The 21,265-nt window shown below is 42.0% G+C and carries 21 protein-coding genes; 9 read left to right on the forward strand and 12 right to left on the reverse strand.

Going from position 1 to position 21,265, the window contains the following annotated elements; genetic code table 11:
* The 4 genes from rsxC to FE392_RS03880 form a co-directional block, all read right to left on the reverse strand.
* A partial coding sequence (gene rsxC, locus FE392_RS03865; protein WP_319928915.1) for an electron transport complex subunit RsxC occupies positions 1–2,064 on the reverse strand: 2,064 nt, incomplete at its 3' end.
* Entirely contained in the window at positions 2,057–2,680 is a 624-nt protein-coding gene (gene rsxB / locus FE392_RS03870) for an electron transport complex subunit RsxB (RefSeq protein WP_319928916.1), read from the reverse strand. The genes rsxC and rsxB, both read right to left, overlap by 8 nt.
* The gene (gene rsxA / locus FE392_RS03875) at positions 2,680–3,261 is read right to left on the reverse strand and encodes an electron transport complex subunit RsxA (RefSeq protein WP_319928917.1); all 582 of its coding nucleotides are present in this window, start codon (positions 3,259–3,261) and stop codon (positions 2,680–2,682) included. Before rsxA ends, rsxB begins: the two co-directional genes overlap by 1 nt.
* 116 nt (positions 3,262–3,377) lie before the next feature.
* Positions 3,378–3,818: a DUF2569 domain-containing protein gene (locus tag FE392_RS03880; protein WP_319928918.1), complete on the reverse strand. Its 441-nt coding sequence runs from the start codon at positions 3,816–3,818 to the stop codon at positions 3,378–3,380.
* A 185-nt stretch (positions 3,819–4,003) separates the two neighbouring features.
* Here FE392_RS03880 and FE392_RS03885 point away from each other — a divergent pair, with 185 nt between their 5' ends.
* A complete protein-coding gene (locus FE392_RS03885; protein WP_319928919.1) occupies positions 4,004–5,044 on the forward strand; it encodes an oxidoreductase in 1,041 nt (346 codons plus the stop codon).
* Between the two features lie 109 nt (positions 5,045–5,153).
* A complete protein-coding gene (locus FE392_RS03890) occupies positions 5,154–6,161 on the forward strand; it encodes a bile acid:sodium symporter family protein (protein WP_319928920.1) in 1,008 nt (335 codons plus the stop codon).
* 28 nt (positions 6,162–6,189) lie between these two features.
* On the opposite strand, the gene add is transcribed toward FE392_RS03890, so the two are convergent.
* The 3 genes from add to manA all read right to left on the reverse strand — a co-directional run bounded on the left by add (position 6,190) and on the right by manA (position 10,193).
* A complete protein-coding gene (add, locus tag FE392_RS03895) occupies positions 6,190–7,191 on the reverse strand; it encodes an adenosine deaminase (protein WP_319928921.1) in 1,002 nt (333 codons plus the stop codon).
* Between the two features lie 137 nt (positions 7,192–7,328).
* Entirely contained in the window at positions 7,329–8,846 is a 1,518-nt protein-coding gene (locus FE392_RS03900; protein WP_319928922.1) for a YdgA family protein, read from the reverse strand.
* A 174-nt stretch (positions 8,847–9,020) separates the two neighbouring features.
* A complete protein-coding gene (manA, locus tag FE392_RS03905; protein WP_319928923.1) occupies positions 9,021–10,193 on the reverse strand; it encodes a mannose-6-phosphate isomerase in 1,173 nt (390 codons plus the stop codon).
* A 172-nt stretch (positions 10,194–10,365) separates the two neighbouring features.
* On the opposite strand from manA, the gene fumC reads away from it, so the two are divergent.
* Positions 10,366–11,760 carry a class II fumarate hydratase gene (gene fumC, locus FE392_RS03910; RefSeq protein ID WP_319928924.1) on the forward strand — a complete coding sequence of 465 codons (1,395 nt, stop codon included), beginning with the start codon at positions 10,366–10,368 and terminating at the stop codon, positions 11,758–11,760.
* 88 nt (positions 11,761–11,848) lie between these two features.
* Here fumC and tus read toward each other — a convergent pair whose 3' ends face one another.
* The gene (tus, locus tag FE392_RS03915; RefSeq protein ID WP_319928925.1) at positions 11,849–12,775 is read right to left on the reverse strand and encodes a DNA replication terminus site-binding protein; all 927 of its coding nucleotides are present in this window, start codon (positions 12,773–12,775) and stop codon (positions 11,849–11,851) included.
* A 305-nt stretch (positions 12,776–13,080) separates the two neighbouring features.
* Between tus and FE392_RS03920 the strand changes: the two genes are divergently transcribed.
* Positions 13,081–13,713, forward strand: a complete 633-nt coding sequence (locus FE392_RS03920; RefSeq protein ID WP_319928926.1) for a helix-turn-helix domain-containing protein — start codon at positions 13,081–13,083, stop codon at positions 13,711–13,713.
* A 180-nt stretch (positions 13,714–13,893) separates the two neighbouring features.
* Here FE392_RS03920 and FE392_RS03925 read toward each other — a convergent pair whose 3' ends face one another.
* A complete protein-coding gene (locus FE392_RS03925) occupies positions 13,894–15,171 on the reverse strand; it encodes an MFS transporter (protein WP_439153459.1) in 1,278 nt (425 codons plus the stop codon).
* Between the two features lie 134 nt (positions 15,172–15,305).
* On the opposite strand from FE392_RS03925, the gene FE392_RS03930 reads away from it, so the two are divergent.
* From FE392_RS03930 to bioD, 3 genes are all read left to right on the forward strand, one after another.
* Positions 15,306–16,232, forward strand: a complete 927-nt coding sequence (locus FE392_RS03930; protein ID WP_319928927.1) for a LysR family transcriptional regulator — start codon at positions 15,306–15,308, stop codon at positions 16,230–16,232.
* Positions 16,233–16,384: 152 nt separating this feature from the next.
* The gene (gene mlc, locus FE392_RS03935; RefSeq protein WP_319928928.1) at positions 16,385–17,617 is read left to right on the forward strand and encodes a sugar metabolism global transcriptional regulator Mlc; all 1,233 of its coding nucleotides are present in this window, start codon (positions 16,385–16,387) and stop codon (positions 17,615–17,617) included.
* A gap of 143 nt (positions 17,618–17,760) precedes the next feature.
* Entirely contained in the window at positions 17,761–18,444 is a 684-nt protein-coding gene (gene bioD / locus FE392_RS03940; protein WP_319928929.1) for a dethiobiotin synthase, read from the forward strand.
* A gap of 108 nt (positions 18,445–18,552) precedes the next feature.
* On the opposite strand, the gene FE392_RS03945 is transcribed toward bioD, so the two are convergent.
* The 3 genes from FE392_RS03945 to ydfG all read right to left on the reverse strand — a co-directional run bounded on the left by FE392_RS03945 (position 18,553) and on the right by ydfG (position 20,063).
* Complete coding sequence (locus FE392_RS03945; protein ID WP_439153460.1) at positions 18,553–18,849, reverse strand: DUF1161 domain-containing protein; 297 nt, start codon at positions 18,847–18,849, stop codon at positions 18,553–18,555.
* A gap of 33 nt (positions 18,850–18,882) precedes the next feature.
* The gene (locus tag FE392_RS03950) at positions 18,883–19,242 is read right to left on the reverse strand and encodes a DUF1283 family protein (protein WP_319928931.1); all 360 of its coding nucleotides are present in this window, start codon (positions 19,240–19,242) and stop codon (positions 18,883–18,885) included.
* Positions 19,243–19,313: 71 nt separating this feature from the next.
* On the reverse strand, positions 19,314–20,063 hold the full coding sequence (ydfG, locus tag FE392_RS03955; RefSeq protein ID WP_319928932.1) for a bifunctional NADP-dependent 3-hydroxy acid dehydrogenase/3-hydroxypropionate dehydrogenase YdfG: 750 nt from the start codon (positions 20,061–20,063) through the stop codon (positions 19,314–19,316).
* 288 nt (positions 20,064–20,351) lie between these two features.
* Here ydfG and FE392_RS03960 point away from each other — a divergent pair, with 288 nt between their 5' ends.
* Both FE392_RS03960 and FE392_RS03965 read left to right on the forward strand, forming a co-directional pair.
* Positions 20,352–20,732, forward strand: a complete 381-nt coding sequence (locus FE392_RS03960) for a VOC family protein (protein WP_319928933.1) — start codon at positions 20,352–20,354, stop codon at positions 20,730–20,732.
* Between the two features lie 72 nt (positions 20,733–20,804).
* Positions 20,805–21,251 (forward strand): GNAT family N-acetyltransferase, encoded by a 447-nt coding sequence (locus FE392_RS03965; RefSeq protein WP_319928934.1) that lies wholly within the window; start codon positions 20,805–20,807, stop codon positions 21,249–21,251.
* Positions 21,252–21,265 lie beyond the last annotated feature (14 nt).

Below are 21,265 nucleotides of genomic sequence, written 5' to 3' on the forward strand. Positions count from 1 at the left end.
GGCGATGGCGGCAGCGACGGCCGCTTTGCGCGGGTCGACATCTTCTGCTTCCGCAGTCACGGTTGGCTGTGGAGCCGGCTGTGGCTGAAGCTGTTCCGCTTTTTTGGCCTTAGCGCGGGCAATGGCGGCAGCGGCTTTGCGCGGGTCGACAACTTCCGCTTCCGCAGTCACGGTTGGCTGTGGAGCAGGCTGTGGCTGAAGTTGTTCCGCTTTTTTGGCCTTAACGCGGGCGATGGCAGCAGCGACAGCCGCTTTACGGGGATCTGGCTTATCGTCTGCATTATTTGGCAGTTCATTCGGTGACGCTGTCACTTCTGCGCTTTGAGACGCTTTTTTCGCTTTTGCTCTGGCTATTGCTGCGGCAAGAGCTGCTTTGCGCGGGTCATCGCTTTCAACTGATGTGGTTTGTGCATTCACTTCAGAATCAATTGTGATCTGTTTTTCTGCCTTACGGGCACGTAACTGCTCCTTTCTGGCCTTACGTGCTTCTATCGCTGCTGCATTATCTGGTGATTGGCCTGCCTGTACTATGATGGATTCGCCAGCCGTATTTTGCTTTTCTTTCGCACGGGCAAGGGCAGCTTCTACTGCATTCTTATCGCTGCTATTAATTTGGACGGCGGATTTTTTATGCCGTTCCTCTCGCGCCAGTTTTTCTCGTTCCATGCGAGTTTGTTTGGCCTCAAAGCGAATTTTAGCTTCCGCTGAACGGCGGGACTCTGCATCTATAGCCCGAATTTCCGCTTTTTCTTGTCGATAATATTGAACCAGCGGAATATTGCTTGGGCATACATATGCGCAGGCACCACATTCAATACAATCGAATAAGTTGTGATTTTTAGCTTTATCATGTTCTTGCCCACGGCTGAACCAATAAAGTTGTTGGGGCAATAATCCGGCTGGGCATGCTTCAACACATAATCCACATCGGATGCAGGCTTCTTCGATTTCTTTAGGTTCCATTTCCTCGATTGAAGGAGCAAGAATACAGTTACTGATTTTTACAATCGGCACATTCAAATCGGGTAGGGTAAAGCCCATTAATGGGCCACCCATAATGACCATTTGTTCTGGATTAGGTTTAAATCCAGCCTGCTGCAACAAAAAGCTCACTGGTGTTCCGAGACGTGCCCAGAAATTGCCCGGAGATGCCACCGCTTCCCCTGTTACAGTCACAATGCGTTCAATTAACGGCTCTCCATCAATAATGGCGCGTTTGATAGCCATTACTGTTCCGACATTTTGCATAAGAACGCCAATCTCAGAAGATCTGCCGCCAGAAGGCACTTCTTTCCCGGTCAGGATCTTGGTCAGTTGCTTGGCTCCACCTGATGGGTATTTTGTCGGGATCACCCGCACAACAATCGATTTATCGCCATTAAGTGCGGCATTCAAGGCATCAATGGCTTCGGGCTTATTGTCTTCAATGCCGATTAGCACCTGTGTTGGGGCAAGCAGGTGCATCAAAATACGAATGCCTTCGATAACTTCATTGGCATGTTCTTGCATCAGACGATCATCAGCCGTGATATAAGGTTCACATTCTGCTGCATTAATGATCAATGTCTTGAGATCGTGTCGGCTGCCATTTAGCTTTGTCGCGGTTGGGAAACCGGCGCCCCCCAAACCTGCAATTCCAGCCTGATGAATACGCTGTAACAATTTATCAGCATCAAGCGTTGCATAGTCAGCGGTCTGAATTCGCTCTCCCCATTGATCTTTGCCGTCAGGGTGCAAACTGACACACAACTCTTTCAATCCGGAGGGATGTGCGGTGACGCAAGGTTCGATGGCAGCTATAACGCCAGAAGTCGGCGCATGCACAGGTACAGTCCGGCCAGTTCCAAACGTTAATGGCTGACCTTTCAGTACGACATCGCCAACTTTAACCAGCAATTCACCCTCTGGCCCCAAATGTTGTTGCAGAGGGATAATCAATTCATCCGGCAATGGCGCATTGCGCAAAGGTGTGCGGCTGGATTGCAGCTTCATTTCTGGTGGATGGATGCCACCTTCGAAATCCCAAATTTTATTCTTGTTGAGTAAGTTGAATAGATTAAACATTGCCTTCAACCTCAACAGACTTAACAGGAGAGAACAATGCAGGTTCTGATGCTACGGGAATGTTTTTTACCGGAATCGTGTTTAAATTCCATTTCCAATTTGCTGTAGTGGTAGCGACGGGGATCATCGTAATGCAATCCGTTGGACAAGGGGCGACACACAGGTCACACCCGGTGCAGAGATCTTCAACAACAGTATGCATGGCACGGTTTGCACCAATGATGGCATCAACAGGGCAGGCCTGAATGCATTTTGTGCAACCGATGCAATTTTCTTCATCAATAAAAGCAACTTTTCTGGCTGGATTTTGAATGCTCTCATCTCCATCCAATGGTTGTGGATCAACACCCAGCAACTCAGACATTTTGAGCATAACTTGCTCCCCGCCGGGAGCGCATTTATTGATCATCTCACCATTATTGGCAACCGCTTCTGCATAAGGGCGGCAACCAGGATATCCACATTGGCCACACTGGCTTTGGGGCAATAAATTGTCGACCTTTTCAACAATCGGATCTTCTTCTATTTTGAAACGACGGGCAGCAAATCCAAGAATTAAACCAAAGGATAATCCGAGCACACCCAGCACGCTGATAGCAATCCACAATGACATCATCAGAATTTCACCAAACCACTAAAGCCCATGAATGCAAGGGACATTAATCCCGCAGTAACCAGCCCGATAGATGAGCCACGAAAAGGTGCTGGTATGTTGGCAACAGCCAGACGTTCACGTATGGCGGCAAACAACACCATGACAAGGGAGAAGCCGGCAGCGGCACTAAAACCGTATATGGCAGACTGCAAGAAACCGTGGGATTGGTTCACGTTAAGCAGTGCGACACCGAGTACAGCGCAGTTGGTTGTAATCAACGGGAGGAAGATACCCAAAAGCCGGTAAAGGGTTGGGCTGGTTTTGCGAACTGCTAATTCCGTAAATTGAACAACAACCGCAATAACCAAAATAAAACTTAAGGTGCGTAAATAAGTTAAATCAAGAGGTACAAGAATAAAGGTGTTTATCAACCATGAACTGATGGAAGCCAGAGTCAGAACAAATGTAGTGGCAAGACCCATGCCAATGGCTGTTTCGAGTTTCTTGGATACGCCCATAAAAGGGCACAGGCCCAAAAATTTTACTAGAACAAAGTTATTGACCAACACAGTGCCAATAAATAATAAGAGGTATTCAGTCATTGCTATACCTGAAAATAAGATGCTGGAAAATGAAAAATTGCTATATGGTCTGAATAGAAATACCCCACTTTCGGTGAGGCAAGCGGGGCAATGATAACAATCAATTGTGGGGTGTGTTATCGATCTTGTGTGAAAGTCATTTTTACCCGATAAGAGCGTTTTATATAAGGGACAAAAACAGCCGCTGCCAGTAAAGGCCATAATAAGGCACGTACTGCCATTTCATCGGAAATGGGTGAAAAAGCAAATGTTTTTATGGCAATTAGAATAGAAAGCATAAGCCAGATAATAAACATGCGAGGAAAACGTTTTGAGCGAATAAAAAGCAATTTTAATATCCACACAGTAAAGCACCACATTATCGCCGTGGTTAATATCGAGATATACCACATGGCAGTGAAATTGTCGTTAACTTGATGAATTAATTCACTTTGTTGGATAAAAGTCATGATATATAGCACCAGCATTAAACTGGCGGCAATTAATGTCATGATTAAATAAGCAGCAGGCGCTAATAACCAGCCATTGATACGATAATAATCATTGGATTGATACATAAACAAACCTTCATTCCATAATGAGTGTTTCGAAACAAGAAAAAGATAGTAGCACAGGAGTCGGGATTATTTGCTAACGTGTGATAGACAGAGGCATTTTCTGATATCTTGTTATCTGTTCATGATGTTTACTATCTTGTTATGTTTACTCTCAGTGGTATTACGATAATTTTCTAGAGGCTGTTATGAGTGATTTTGTGAAAGTGGGTTTGGTTGGTTATGGCTATGCAAGTAAAACGTTCCATGCGCCTTTGATTGCAGGAACGACAAATGTTGAATTGGTTGCTATTTCCAGCAGTGATGCAGAGAAAGTGAGGAAAGATTGGCCGGCAGTATCAGTTGTTTCTACCCCAGAAGCACTGTTCAACAATCCTGACATTGATCTTATCGTGATCCCAACCCCCAACGATACACATTATCCACTGGCACAGAAAGCATTGGCTGCAGGTAAGCATGTTATTGTCGATAAACCTTTCACCATCACGGTGGAACAAGCGGAATCATTGAAGAAACAAGCAGAAGAAGCCAATTTATTATTATCGGTATTTCATAATCGTCGCTGGGATTCTGGTTTTTTGACAGTGAAATCACTCATTGAAGAGAATACATTGGGAGAATTGAAATATTATGAATCCCATTTTGATCGCTACCGTCCGGCTGTTCGTCAACGCTGGAGAGAATCAGCAGGGATAGGGGGCGGAATTTGGTACGATTTGGCACCGCATTTATTAGATCAGGCTGTCCAGCTTTTTGGTAAGCCACAGGCAATCACTGTTGATTTAGGTATGATCCGGCCGAATGCGGTAACAGCAGACTATTTCCATGCCCAATTGAATTACCCTGATTTAAAAGTTGTCTTGCATGCATCAATGCTTGTTGCTGCGGAATCGCCTATCTTTACCTTGCATGGTATGGCGGGTAGCTACATGAAGTATGGTTTGGATCCGCAAGAAGAATGTTTAAAAGCCGGAGAAAGACCATTGCGAGCTGATTGGGGTTATGATGCACGGGATGGAGTTGTGACGTTGTCACAAGAAGATGATTTGGTTACACACGTTATTCCAACGATACCGGGTAATTATGGCATCTATTACGCTGCTATCCGTGATGCGATTTTGTTTGGGAAGCCGAATCCCGTAACAGCCGATGAAGCCATTCTGATTATGAATCTCATTGAGGCAGGGGAAAAATCGGCAAGGGAACAGCGTACGGTTCTCATTGATTAATGGCTCTCATCTGACCGTCTGCCAATATTCATTGGCCACCAGCCGTTACCGTGGCCAATGAATACGTGATTAGGTTATTGTTTAGTTGATAAAGCAAGGGAAGCATTTTATGAATTTGCTGCAAAAATTAAGAATTGATCCTTTCTTGGTCATACTGATAACAGTCGTCATTATTGCCTCGTTTTTCCCTTGTGAAGGCGAAGTGAAAATAGGGTTTCAGTACTTAACGGTAGCTGCCATCGCATTATTGTTTTTTATGCATGGTGCGAAATTATCCCGTGATGCCATTTTTGCGGGCATCGGTCACTGGCGGCTGCATTTGGTGATTTTTAGCAGTACATTTATCTTATTTCCGATACTGGGCATGGGCTTGCATTTTATTGTGCCAGAATGGATGTCACCAACTGTTTACATGGGGTTCCTTTACCTTTGTGCCTTGCCTGCCACTGTTCAGTCTTCAATTGCTTTTACTTCGGTGGCAAAAGGTAATGTAGCTGCCGCAATATGCAGTGCTTCTGCTTCAAGTTTATTAGGAGTATTCCTTTCTCCTTTGCTGGTGGGTTTCTTGATCCAAACTCATGAAGGCGGCGCACATACTGATACATGGAAGGCTATACAAGATATTATCTTACAATTGATGGTGCCTTTTATTGTTGGGCATTTATCTCGTCCCCTAATAGCCGCTTGGGTAGAAAAGCATAAAAAATTGGTCAATATGACTGACCGTTCTTCTATTTTGCTGGTGGTGTATGTTGCATTCAGTGAAGCGGTAGTCGAAGGGATCTGGCATAAAATAGATGCTTATTCGCTGCTTATCATTGGTGTTGTGTGCTGTGTATTATTAGCCATCGTCTTGGCTATTAACATATCTAGTGCCCGTTTGCTTGGGTTCAGCAAAGAAGATGAAATCACGATTGTATTTTGTGGCTCGAAGAAAAGCCTCGCGAATGGAGTACCGATGGCAAATGTTTTATTTCCTGCCTCGATGGTGGGGATTATGTTGCTGCCATTGATGATTTTCCACCAGATCCAATTGATGGTTTGTGCGGTGATTGCCCAACGTTATGCGCTACGTCCGGAATTCAATAAAGAATCGAAATCCAAGAAGGCAGAGTAATTATCTGCCTTTGCAATTAATAAGCGTATTATCGGTTTGCCACTTTGGCTTTCAGTGCCTGTTTTTCAGCTTCGCTGAGGAAAGCTGTTGTTAATCCGTTAATTTGTGCCTGGCGAATTTGCTCTGCTGACAAACCTGCTGCTGGTGCAGCAACATGATACTCATGGCGAATTTCAATCCCTTCTACCGCAGGGTCATCGGTGTTGATTGAAGCCAGAATGCCATGCTGAAGGAATTGTTTTAGGGGGTGAGCCTGCAAAGAGGCGACAGTGCTGGTTTGCAGGTTTGATGTTAGGCAGGATTCAATACCAATACCGTGTTCAGCTAAATAATCCATCAAGGCTGGATCAGTAATCGCTTTGACACCATGACCAATGCGTGTTGCACCCAAATCCCGAATAGCATGCCAAATGCTTTCAGCTCCTGCAGCTTCCCCTGCATGTACACTAATGTTCCATCCAGCATCGCGTGCTTGCTTAAAGTGCTGTTCAAAAAGATGGCCCGGGAACCCTAACTCATCACCGGCCAGATCTAATGCCGTGATATGTTGTTTATGGGCGAGAAGACCAGCCAGCTCTTGAGTGCACGCTTTTTCACCGAAAGTTCGGCTAAGGATACCAATTAAACGGATCTGAATATCATGTTGCTGGCTGGCGGAGCGGATACCGTCGATAACGGCTTCTACAACACCTTCAACCGGCAATTGATGTTTCATGGACATGTAATAGGGAGAGAAACGCAGTTCTGCATAGTCCAGCCCCGCGTTGACGGCATCTTCAACGTTTTCAATAGCAACTCTGCGGCAGGCTTCCAAATCAGCCAAAACAGCAACACCCCAATCCAGTTTTTGGAGGAAGCTAACGAGGTTGGGTTCGTTCTCAATAATTTGAACATGAGGACGTAATGCTTCCAATTCATAAGCAGGAAGAGAAAGGTTATGTTGACGGGCGAGGGCCAAAATAGTTTCAGGGCGAATGTTACCGTCCAGATGACGGTGCAAATCAGTTAAGGGAAGCCGTGTATCGATCATTTTTTTATCCTTTTTATCAAAATTTGGGTATACAAAAAAGCCAGTCAACGTATTGACTGGCAAGAAGATTCTTATAGAGAGAGAGCCGAATGGGGTCCCGATTATTCGTTTATAGTGGCTGTCACCAAACCTTTCACTTATTCAGCGGCAGGTTGTTCAGCCTCATCATGCTGATTTTGCTCACCATCTGCCCCATCATAGGAGTCAGCAAGGCCATTATCAAGCAGGAATTGATGCAGGCTGGACTCTTTGCCGTTTAATTCAACTTTGTCATTTGAATAGCGGAAGTTAAGGCCAAGTACATTATCTTTATCCGTGATGTACTTCTCGCCACCTTTGGCAACCATTTCAACGGAGAGCGTAGCCTGGGCTTCAGCAGCCGCTTTGTCTTTGCCATCTAACTCATCAGCCTGTGCGATAGACTCTATCAGCATAGCTTTAGGAATATTGATACGCAGCGACAAATCTTGAACCAGATTACGGATCATCTCTTCAGGAGGCATGGTATTCAAAGTATCTTTATTTTCAGGGATGTTTTGCAAGGCAAGTTTGAAATCTACCATGCTTTCACCCTTGCTGTTTTTCCAGCTGAAAGGAGAAATGCTGAACTGCGGGCTTTTATTAAAGAGCAGGTGAGCATTATTGAGGATAGCGTAAGTTGTTACATCAGATGATAGCTCGTTGGAAGAGAGTGCGTCTGCTATTTCATCATTGTAGGCTTGGGTAAACTTACGTACCGACGGGCCATCTAACTTTTCCATTTTCAGGGTAAACTTACCTGAACCCAAGTCGATGTTTTTAATTATCATGCCATCAACACTGTAAGCCAGTTTAATGTTCAGGTTATTTTTATCTTCGGACAAGTCAGAAGCGATATTGAACCCTTTCATGGACGTTTCTTCATTATTTGCCCCACGAACGGTAATTTCACCAATGTTATAGTTCTGATTGCCGATATAGAAATCGAAATCCCCTTTTTTATTATCCCCTGTAAAATTAATGTTTTTCAGGGTAATCGCTTCATTTTTTTCAGGCGCAGTGATAGATAGCTCATCACTTTTGATCTTGAATGAGAATGAACTTAAGTCACGGCTGGTTTCAGCACTGATTTTCGCTCCTGAGAATGAGAAAACGTTTTTTTTCCCATTTTTTAGTGTTCCTGTATGATTAACAGGAATAAATTCCATGTCGGTTGAAATGCTCCCTGTGTAACCAACACTGGTATTTAAGTTCAGTAGCGATTTCCCGTCAGTAATCTCAAACAGCTTTTCCAGCTCTTTATTTTTTTCAAGTTCAGCATGAAGCGTTGCCATCTTAGGCATTAAGTTGAACTTTTTCAGATTTTCAAGAGGGAATGGCCCATGATCAATGGTGGATTTGAAGATGACTTCTTCATTGGGTTCAATGCCAACATTTTTCACTCCCTTTTTGACGTTCAATACTAAATTGACATCAGAGCTGAAAACGCCGCGTTTAAAATCTTTTGCCTGTAATTCAATGCCGCTGTCAGGAAATGCATTTTTCAGTTCACTGTTTACATTCTTGACATACTCATTCAAATTATCTTCGATTTTCTTACCCGTGAGCCATGATGCACCACTCCACACAACACCTAGTGCAACAACAACACTTACAGCTACTAACGATTTTTTCATGTAGAAATCCCATCCTTTTTAACGCACATGAAACGATAAATATTATGCGTTTTGTATTTATGTCGATAATGGTCGTTAAGTGTATAGCCTATCTAAAATATTTTTAATCGGTTTCTACTAAAAATTTTCTTTTTCACCGATAAAGATAGGTATAACCATTTGAATATAAAATAATTAGTTGGATACCTTGGCTAGCTTCCCACTGCCTTGAATAATCACGGCTTGTTCTATAGCAGATAAGAAAACTGATTCACCTGAGAATAGTCTTAATTGCTGTTTATCCGTACTGATATCCACTTGGCCTTCAAAACAAAACAAGATTGACGCGGAATCATTCACCAATGTGATTGGCTGTTCCTGAACAGCATAAACAGAAAAGCAAAAGTCATTGACGGGAACAGGATAATTCAGAGCGCCTTTTTCCTGTTTTGGGAGCGTCAGCAAAGTATTGGCAAATTTTGGTATAAAGTCCAGATTAGCCATTAATTCAGGTACATCGATATGTTTACTGGTTAAGCCTGCCCGCAGGACATTGTCAGAATTTGCCATAACTTCAAGCGCAACACCTTCAAGGTAAGCATGGGGAGTGCGGGCATACAGGAACATAGCCTGCCCGGGTTCTAATTCAACGACATTAAGCAGAAGCGGAGAAAACAAGCCGTTATCATCAGGATAGAAAGCTGTCATTTTTCTGATGGTATCCCACGGTTCCCCTTGATTGCTGTTTAGCGCAGATTTCAAGACAGCAATCGCCAAATGCTTTTGATCACCTTGCATATTCAATAACTGGGAAAAAAGAAACGACAGCGTTTTCTCAGATGGGTGCTGGAGGAATGTCTGAATATCAGGATGTGCAGCGGAAACAGAAGCCAGTAATTGGGTTATTTCAGATAAAGGGCGAAATGCATTCATGGCCTTGAAGGGCGTTAGTGCATACACTAATTCAGGTTTGTGATTATCATCTTTATAATTACGCTGCGCTGAATCTACAGGAATACCTGCTGAATTTTCTTTTGCAAACCCGATTTCCGCAGATTTTTTATCTGGATGCACTTGGATAGAAAGTGGTTGGGCTGCGCACAATACCTTGAACAAAAAAGGCAGGCGTTGGAATTGATGCGCGGTTCGTTCTCCAAGGTGTTTCTTTGGGTCGCTGGCAATCAGGGCATTCAAAGTGATCGTTTCGCCCGTTTGGGGATCTGTCACCAATGAACTGCTTTTCGGGTGTGCTCCCATCCATAGTTCTGCCATTGGCTGATTATCAGGGTTATCAATACCGTAAATATCTGTCAGTGCGGTTTTGCTTCCCCAATCATAGTGTTGAATGTTGTTAATCATTTTCAGCATGGCATAATTTCCTGTAATAAAAAATAACTTATTTATATGACAACAATACAATAAACACGGTTAGGTCGCATTATCGATAATGAATTTATGGCATTATGGAGAAATGCCGACTAATTTATCTGCAAAGTTTGTTCCGGCGTATTCAATTATTCTGTTTGCTAAGGAGATAGTAATGGCAGCCACTCGCATTGAAAAAGACTCAATGGGACCTATCGAAGTACCTGCTGACCAATTATGGGGAGCGCAAACTCAGCGCTCACTGGAGCATTTCCGCATTTCTCAGGAAAAAATGCCTGTTGCATTGATTCATGCTCTTGCATTAACTAAACAAGCAGCTGCAAGTGTCAACATGGATTTGGGCCTTCTGCCTAAAGAACGTGCTGATGCCATTATCGCTGCTGCAAAAGAGGTGTTAGACGGCAAACACCCAACAGAATTCCCTCTTGCTATTTGGCAGACCGGTTCTGGCACGCAAAGCAACATGAACATGAATGAAGTGTTGGCCAACCGTGGTAGTGAGATCCTTGGCGGTCAAAGGGGCAATGAGCGTTTGATTCACCCTAATGATGACGTCAACAAAAGTCAAAGTTCAAATGACGTATTCCCAACTGCGATGCACGTTGCGGCTGTTATCGCAATACGCGAGCACCTTCTGCCAGAATTGCACGTACTGCAAAAAACATTGGCAGATAAAGCAGAAGCGTTTAAGCATATCGTAAAAATTGGCCGTACTCATTTACAAGACGCAACCCCTCTGACTTTAGGTCAGGAAATTTCAGGTTGGGCCGCTATGCTGGCGTATAACCTGAAACATATTGAAGATAGCGTTCCTCATGTGTGTGAACTGGCTCTGGGTGGTACTGCTGTAGGTACTGGCCTGAATACTCACCCTGAATATGCAGTTCGCGTTGCGAAGAAAATCGCAGAATTGTCAGGTCAGCCTTTTGTGACTTCACCTAACAAATTTGAAGCACTGGCAACTTGTGATGCACTGGTTCACTCACACGGCGCATTGAAAGGTCTGGCAGCATCACTGATGAAAATTGCTAACGATGTGCGTTGGTTGGCTTCAGGCCCTCGTTGCGGCATTGGTGAAATCTCCATCCCTGAAAATGAGCCAGGCAGTTCAATCATGCCAGGTAAAGTGAATCCAACTCAGTGTGAAGCCATGACTATGCTTTGTGCTCAAGTCATGGGTAACGATGTTGCCATCAATATTGGTGGTGCATCTGGTAACTTCGAACTGAACGTATTCCGCCCTATGGTCATTCATAACTTCCTGCAATCTGTACGTTTGCTGGCGGATGGTATGCGTAGTTTCAATGAGCACTGTGCAATTGGTATCGAACCTAATCATGATCGCATTACTCAATTGCTGAATGAATCTCTGATGCTGGTAACAGCATTGAATACTCATATCGGATACGATAAAGCAGCCGAAATTGCCAAGAAAGCCCATAAAGAAGGGCTGACTCTGAAACAGTCTGCAATGCAGTTGGGATATCTGACTGAAGCTGAATTCGATGAGTGGGTTCGCCCAGAAGACATGGTTGGCAGCATGAAGTAACTTTGATGGTCTGATGACCGAGAGTTGTGCCATGAAAGCCGGAGTAAATTATACTCCGGCTTTTTTACATCTTAGTTTTATCGATAAATTAAATCTCTCGATAAAGATGCAAGCGAGGAATAACCAGCTCAAGTGGTTTAGCTTTAGGTTTAAATCTATGCTTTATCGCGTTGGCATTATAATTCGGTAACGTACCGATTTTAGGTTTAATTTCACACTCTTCTGTATAGAAGACTATAACGGGGAGCGGGCAAGCATATTGAATTTGTTTTTGTTGTTCTGAATACCATACTCGGGTAATGGGTTGTACTTTTACTGGTCGTTTGATTTTTAATACGGCATCGTCGGGAAGTTTTTTAATGTCAGTAATTTCTAATTCTACCAGTGCTGACCATTGCTCACTGGAGTAGGGAGGGACAGCTCGCCCGGCGTTATAGCTTTTTTCCAGCCGTTCTAGAATTTGTTGTTTAGTTACTTTATTAATGATGTTTTTATTGGCCCAGCCAAAGTTGATGGAATCAGGGTTCAGCAGGGGAGTAATGGTACGATAAGCATTAAGCGTAATTAAACCTCGCAAATGATTATGAACAAATTCAAATCGTTGCTCTTTACTGATGCCAGATTCTTTTGTGACGATATTTTCCAGCTCAGTTTTTAGTTGATTTACCTCATTAATTACTTCGATGGCTTTTTTATATTGCTGGTGGCTGACGGAAAAACATAATGCACCGGGAAGCCGGCTTGCTGCTTTGCTGCTGATATTGGGATTGTTGTGATGTATAAACAACTTTTGATAAAAGCGTAACCCTAAGTCGAGCGCTTCGCTGCCTTGTAGGGGATCGACGATAATTTCCGTTATTTGCTCATGCTCTTCGCCTTTCTCGATCTGTGGTAATTTAAATACCCGTGCATCAATAATAGGATAAAGAGTCAATAACTCGATGAGCTCAGACAACTTTTCTTCCTGTTTCTTGAAACAAGTTGTCATTGATTCTATTGAAAAGTATTTGTTCATTGCTGTTCTCACCAGTGATGCTTATTGTCTTTTCAACGACAATTTATTATTAGTTACAACATACTGTTATCGCCTCAGTATAAACCCATAACTTCAGAACCTCCACAAAAAATCAAAAAAAGCCAAATAGGATACAATAAAAAAGGGCGTCTATTGCCCTTGAATTCAACTTTATGGTAAAAAATTAAATCATAAATAATTAATCAAAAAATAAAACCAGGGTTAAACATAAGAAATACTTTTCACTTATTTTTCATTCTAGATTATCTCATATTAGAATGAAATCGACTACAAGGCAGTGCAATATGAAAAGAATAGTCAAGCCTGTGAATTCCTTTAAAAAGGTAATCGACGCATTATTGCCATATTCCGAATTAATCACGTCTGATTTACAAACACAAGGGAGATTAATTAAAATTGAGAATGAATTTGCTAAGTTTTTTTTATTGGATCATGGTTATGTCAATTTGCACAGAATAAATGAAGATTTAATCATATCGACGGTTTTTTCACCTTATATTATTGGTCTTTCATTCTATCCAGGTGCGGAAATCTATTATTCCATCGAAATGGGTCTGCATTGCAAAATGTATCAAATTCCTAGAGTTACTGCATTAAACTCCATCAAAAAGTACGATCTATACAGAGAATGGATGAGGATAGTTTCGTACAAAATATCTTTTATGTATGCTAGAGATATAAGCATTTTCAGGCATAGCGCAAAAGAGGTCGTATGCAATCTGCTATCCCGTTTGATGACTTTACCGAATGATTTTAGGGAAAGCATTTCTGTTATAAAATATATCGAAAAACGATGTACTCTTTCCCGAAGTTGCATACAGCGAATATTATTTTCGCTAAAAAAAGAAGGGAGTATAGAAATTACAAATGGCTACTTAACGAAAGTTATTATGTTGCCGAGTCAATCTTATTATTGAAATATAAGGTAAATTTAAAATATCACTAACTTAGTTGGTTAATTATTGTTCTTAGGTGTTGATTTAAAAAATGAAAACAAATGAATCCATCAACTCACCGACACTTATAACCACGTTCGTATTTATAGCTATGTCGGTGAGCTGATTTAACGGGCTTTCTATTTATTGCTGTTATTTTAGTTACTGTCTTTCTAATTTATTGAGTTTAAAACCCAAATAAAGTGCAATCATTGTTAATAATGAAATAAAAGCCGCAACACCATTCCATGAAAAATGGAGCCAAAATATACCACCCACCGTTCCGGCAATGCTTGAACCAACATAATAACCAAATAGATAAAGTGACGATGCTTGTGCTTTTGCTCGTTTAGCCCGTTGTCCCACCCACCCACTGGCAACAGAGTGGGCGGCAAAAAAGCCTGTGGTCAATATCATCATCCCGAACATAACAAGCCAGATAGAGGAAAAAACAGTGAATAGGCAGCCTATCAGCATCATACTAAGGGCTACTAATAATACTTTTCCGCGCCCATATTTACTGGTTAATTTTCCTGCTTTGGCGGCACTGTAAGTTCCTGTTAAATAGACGATGGACAATAATCCAACAATTGTTTGGCTAAAATGATAAGGCGCTGCTAATAACCGGTAAGCAATGTAATTAAACATTGTGATAAAGCTACCCATCAACAAAAAAGATTCAGCAAAGAGCAAAGGCAAACCTTTGTCGCTGAAATGCAATTTTAAATTGATAAGCAGTGTCTTGGGATTGAGTGGGCTGGGTTTAAAATTCTTAGATTCAGGCAACATCCGCCAAAACACGAGGGCAGAAAGCAAAGCAAACGTTCCTAATAAAACAGCAGCAAATTGCCAAGGAAAGTGATCTGCAATCACCCCGGTAATCAATCGTCCGCTCATGCCTCCGAATGAATTTCCGCTAATGTAAAGCCCAATGGATAAAGCAGCATAGCTGGGATGTATCTCTTCACTAATGTAAGTCATCGCAACGGCAGCCACTCCGCTGACTGATAAGCCTATTAATGTACGGATTAGCAGAATACCATTCCAGCTTGTCATGACGGCACTTAAAAGCGTAAAGATAGCCGCGGAAACCAATGAGATGACCATGACATTTTTACGGCCAACAGCATCTGATAGCGGGCCGGTTATTAATAACCCGAGAGCCAGCATCCCGGTTGAGAACGATAACGCTAAACTACTGCTGGCAGGTGAGACGTTAAATTCCTCCGACAAGATCGGCAATATTGGCTGAACAAAATAAAGTATCGCGAAGGTAGCCAAACCCACCGCAAAGAATGATAGGGTGACACGCATGTATGCAGCATCTTCACGTTGAATGTAGCGCTGCTCATTTCGGTGTTTCTGGCTTATCGTGGTTTCAACATGACTTCCAACGTCAGAAACTGCTGATTTTTTACTGACGTTTCGGGTTATATTCACGTTATTTCCTTATTTATTTCTATACGAAAATGTTAACAACTTGATTTAGACCAAGAATAGAAATTCACAAATAGTTTGTCTAATATATTAATAGTTAGGAATGATACGTTTAAAATATCAATCGGTGATGGGTTATGGCTGCCAACATAGAATTAAGACACTTACGTTATTTTATAGCTGTTGCAGAAGAGTTGCACTTTGGGCGCGCCGCGGAACGGTTAAATATATCACAGCCGCCATTAAGCCAGCAGATCCAGTCCCTTGAAGCAAATATCAACGCCCAGCTGTTGGTACGTAATAACCGAAATGTCAGTCTGACACCTGCCGGGCAGATGTTTCTCCAGGAAGCACATCAAATCATTGCTCAAGTTGAGGCTGCTGCAACGAAAGCCGCTCGAATGCAACAAGGGGAGTTAGGCGAGATATCTATAGGTTTCACATCCACCACACCTTTCATGCATAAAATAACGCTTAGCTTGCGCCAATTCCGAGAACTTTATCCTGATGTCAGTATTCATATGCATCAAATGAATACCAAACAACAAATAGCCCCTTTGCAAACCGGCAGAATTGATATAGGCATTATGCGTAATACGCTACTGCCAGATAACTTGGAACACCGGTTACTTTTTCGGGAACGCTTCATGTTAGCTGTATACGATGGGCATCCTTTGCTTGAGTATGCGGAGAATGGCGTTGATTTGGCTATGTTGTCTGAATATCCGTTAGTCTTCTTCGAACGGGATGTGGGAACCGCTTTATATGATGAGATCATTTCTCTACTGGCCAATGCAGGAGTGACGCCAACAATCTCCCAGGAAGCGGGTGAAGCAATGACAATACTCGGCCTGGTTGCTGCGGGGTTAGGGGTAAGCATTATTACCGAATCTTTTACCCGCATGAAGCTGGATGGTGTTCAATACTTACCTTTAACTGACAATACAGTTTATTCAGAAGTTTGGTTGGTTAAGCATAAACATCACCATAACAATGGCGCTGCAGCCGATAAATTAACTAATTTGCTAATCTCAAACATTTTTGCTTTCAAAGAAGAAAAATGAAACTTATTCATCAGTAGCAACAAATAAGTTCGTGTGAAAGATCACATTTCTATGTCAAATGGATATCTTCTCACTTCAACAGCGACATAATCATCAATGATTTTTTCGCAGAGTGAATTAAATCGTAGGAGGCAAAAATAGTGGGAGGTGAGGTGAGTGTCGATATCCAGCCAAGTCATATTGACCAGATTAAACAGACTAATATTGGTTTGGTTTATCGGCTGATTGATCAATATGAACCTATCTCACGTATTGCACTGTCTAAAAGAGCCCAACTGGCGCCTGCCAGTATTACAAAAATCACACGAGAGCTCATTGATGCCCATTTGGTCAAAGAGGCTGAATTTCCTGAACTTGGTTTTCGGGGGCGCCCGGCTATCGGTTTAAAGATAGATAGTGAAGGGTGGCAGTTTTTGTGTATACGCATTAATAAAGGAAGCCTTGTCATTGGGCTGCGAGATTTGAGTTGTAACCTCGTAGCAGAAGATGAACAACCTTTTTCTGTGCTACAGAATGAATCATTTCTGGATATCTTCGCCGATAAGATAGATAACTTTTTCCTCCGCTATCAAACTCATCTGGAACGTCTTACTGCGATTAGCATTACTATCAATGCGATTGTCGACCCTATAAATGGGGTAATCCACAGTTCACCATACTATGATATAAAAGATATTCCCCTTGGCGCGTTCTTGCATCAACGTACGGGGCTGCCCATTTTTCTACAGCATGGCATCACGGCATGGACAATCGCGGAATCTCTTTATGGTGCAGGGAAAAGCTGCCAAAACCTTATTCACCTAGTCATTGATGATCATGTCGGTGCCGGGATTATGACAGCAGGGCAAATGCTTCACGCAGGAAACCACAGTGTTGTAGAAATCGGACATACACAAATCGATCCCGATGGTGAGTCTTGTTATTGTGGAAATATAGGTTGTCTTGAAACAGTTGTAGGTTTCAAATCTATTTTAGAAAAAACGCGCGTGCTGGCAAAAAATCGTCCTGAGTCCTCAATCAATACTTTCATCAATAATACCGGAGCATTGACAATAGATTCACTCTGTCTGGCGGCCACTAATGGTGATGCCTTGGCAAGCGAAATCATTCATGGAATAGGGGAAAAAATTGGGCGGATTATGGCGATAATAGTCAATATCTTTAACCCAGAAAGGATATTGATTGGTTCGCCGCTGAACAAAGCACAGCATATCCTTTATCCCGTTATTCAACAACAAATAGCACAGTGCTCACTTCCCGGTTACAGTCAGCAAGTTGATATTGTAGCAGCCCAATTTGATAACAAGGGTACACTTCCTGCGACAGCGTTGATCAAGCAAGCCCTATATAGCGGCGAACTATTGCTTGAGCTCATGCAAGGGTAAAGGTCAAAGACAATACATATCCGGCAAAACATTGAGCTAACGCAATCCCTGCCTTAAACACATCTCCTACACTCTAGGCTTGCTCGCTGAACGAGTAACCGGTCAATCTGTTTTGTTATTACGGAAAACGGAAAAATGAATTTATGTTAACGCGCTTATTTGTTACAGGCACAGATACCAACATTGGTAAAACAGTTGTTACCCGCGCATTATTGCAAGTTTTTAATCGCGAAGGAGCAACGGCAGTAGGGTATAAACCTATTGCAACAGAAAAACAAGAAACACCGGAGGGAATACGTAATCGTGATGCCTTAGTCATACATAAATCTTCACCGGTTAATGTGGATTACGAAGAAATCAACCCTATGATTTGGGAAAGCAATTGCGATGCAAAGAATAAGGCTGATTTTATTCAAATGACAAAAGGCCTTAGAAACTTGGGTAATAAAGCAGATCGCGTCATTATTGAAGGTAACGGCGGTTGGCGTATGTTACTGGAAGATGAGACATTTTATTCTGATTGGGTTATACAAGAAAAACTCCCGGTTATCTTAGTTGTTGGGATTCAGGCGGGATGCGTCAATCATGCCATACTCACAGCCCAATCTATCGTTAATGATGGTGTACCTTTGGTTGGTTGGATTGCAAATCGGATTAATCCTGGCTTAGCGCATTATGCTAAGACCCTGGAAAGGTTACGGTGTCACATTCCGGCGCCGCAAGTGGGAGAGATTCCTTACCTTTTAAGACCAGAAGAACGTGATCTATCCTGTTATCTTGATGTTTCAGCTATATCAGCATTTGATAATAGATCTTTCAGTATTTGAATTTAAACAAGAAGTATTTAAACAAGGCAATAAAAAAGGGAGCAAACAAGTGCTCCCTTTTTTTAATCAGTTTTATCTTTGGCCGTACTGGCGCATACGAACACAGTACTACTCTTGGCTTTTCTTGCCATCGTCAAGAGTTGAGGCTGTATTAGAATGCGTGAAACGGGTGTAAACTATTTTTTGCTTGCCAAGACCACAGTGACCAACCACCTTGCCACTCGTTGTAACTTGATCTTTCGGAACAATTTCAAGTTTAAAATTCGTTTCTGCAACGCCATTTTTAATAATTTTTTGCGCTATTTCTTCTTTCAGGCTTTCACAAGTTGTCTTTTGTGACGCTTGCGCTGCAAGGGGAGAAAGCACAAAAAATAACGCACCAGTCAGTAAGATCTTTTTCACCATCATCTCCTTATTTTGATGTAGGTGCTGAGTCTATCATGGTTTGATTGGGCGACCTGTATTAATATCTAGGCAACGACTTGTATTGGGCTCCCAGTACGCATTAATATTGGCGCTTTGCAAACAATCCTCACGATTATCTGTTGCTGCCTCGTACTTATCAAACTCTTTCTCTCTGCGCTTGTCTATTTTTTGACGTAATTTCCTTTGTTCATTCCATGTTTCTTTGCTTTGACGAGCCTTTTCCTTGGTCATCGAATTCTCTCCACCATTAATAGTTACGCAAGTGCTATCTGATGAACAAGGCGCAGAGAATGCCGGCGCTTGCCAAAGGAACGACAACACTAGAGCAATAGCGGAAACCGTTTTAACACTTAAAGAACTATATGCGCTCATGTTTGAACCTCTTTCATTGTGCCATTAACAAAGATGTGCCATTGAATAATACTAGGTCATTTCCTTAAACCTTATTGATCTCTATACACACTTAAACCTGCAAATGACTGGCAGACGGGCATCATTTCCAACGTATTGATATTGACGCGGGAAGGGAGGCTGGCAACCCAAAATACAGCTTCGGCAATATCATCGGCAGTAAGTGCATCAGCCCCTTCATAGGTCTTGCCCACTTTTTCCTCATTACCTTTAAAGCGTACATTAGAAAATTCTGTTCCGCCTACAAGACCTGGCTCAATATCGGTGACTCGAATATTTTTGCCATATAAATCAGCCCGTAACCCTAAACTAAATTGTTTGACAAATGCTTTGGTCGCACCATAAACATTACCACCGGCATAAGGCCAATTTGCAGCTGTTGAGCCAATATTAATAATATGACCACGGTTAACTTCAACCATGTTAGGCAATAGAGCACGTGTCATATTGACTAATCCTTTAGTATTGGTGTCGATCATATTTTCCCAATCATCTGGATTAGCTTGATGAGCAGGCTCTAGCCCCAATGCAAGACCGGCATTATTCACAAGAACATCCACATTACGCAGTGAATCAGGTAATTGATTAACGACATGCTCAATGGCGGCACGATCTTTTACATCAAGCTGAATGGGGTGGAATTTCTCACCCAATTCTGTTTTCAAGGCATCCAATCTCTCTTTTCGACGCCCTGTAGCAATAACCACAGACCCATGAGCAATAAATTTTCTTGCAATAGCTTCGCCAAACCCGGAAGTTGCCCCTGTCACAAAAACGATCATAAGTGTCCTCTTAATCTGTGAATTGTTATCAATAGTTTTTACATTTTTTAAAAAATTATTTTCATTTAGTCAAGAAATCTTTTTTTGAGCCTGATGTTATCTCATTGTTTTAAAGCGTTTTATTTCATATTGATAGAGAATGACTTAACAAAAAAGTAATCCATTCAATCCGGTAGGTTATATTTATATCGAAAAGAGGGTAATTGAATGCTTTTCGCCGATTACCGATTACATGGTTCAACTTGCCTTTATGATTTATTTTTGTTTTGGTGCTAAAAGGAGAACATCATGCTAACTAACATTCTTACTGATAATTTAATCAGTACACGAAATTTATTTGTCAATCTCTTGGATTTTAGTATTGAATATGAATCTAACTGGTTTATCTCAATGTCTTCTGAAAAACATGGGCAGGTTTCCGCCTTTTTAAGAACGAGTGAGTTTATTCCCAATGCATACCAAAAGGCTTGTCAGGGGCTGATTATCACTTGTATTGTAGAAAATGTTGAACCTTATTATTTGAAAGCCCAAAAATTGGGAGTCAATATTATTGAGCCACCACGAGATTTGCCTTATGGTCAACGCCGATTTCTTATTAAAGATCAAAGTGGCGCTTTACTAGATATATCTGCACCAACTGCATCGCTGGATCTCAATTATTATAAGTAATCCCAAAACCTTACCTTGGAATTCTATCTAGAGTGAAAATGGAATTTAAAACTAAACATCGGAAATTACCTCATGGGCTTTCTTACTAAGAGTATTACACCGGATACAGCAGGATTTTTAGAGCTGGTGGATGAAAGTATTCATTTTAAGTTCAATATGTTGAGTAGGCTTCATGATAATTGGCACAACGGAAGCAATCACTTTGATGCGCCTGGTGAAAAGCTGCTGGGGGCATTTTACGATGGCACCTTGATCGGAATATGTGGCCTGAATAATGATCCTTACGAATTGCAAGCGCGAACAGGAAGGATTCGTCACCTGTACGTTGGCTCTAATTACCGGAAAATGAATATTGGCACTAATCTTCTTAATGCCATTATCGAGGGAACAGGGCAGCATTTTGATTTTCTTAATACCAACGCACCCAGATCCGCATTTTCGTTTTATGAACGGATTGGTTTTATTCGTTTGAATGGCATAAATAAAGTAACGCATCGCTTGTTTTTACAAGCACCATAGTTCAATATTTTGCC

Source organism: Xenorhabdus santafensis (assembly GCF_033949405.1).
GTDB lineage: Bacteria > Pseudomonadota > Gammaproteobacteria > Enterobacterales > Enterobacteriaceae > Xenorhabdus > Xenorhabdus santafensis.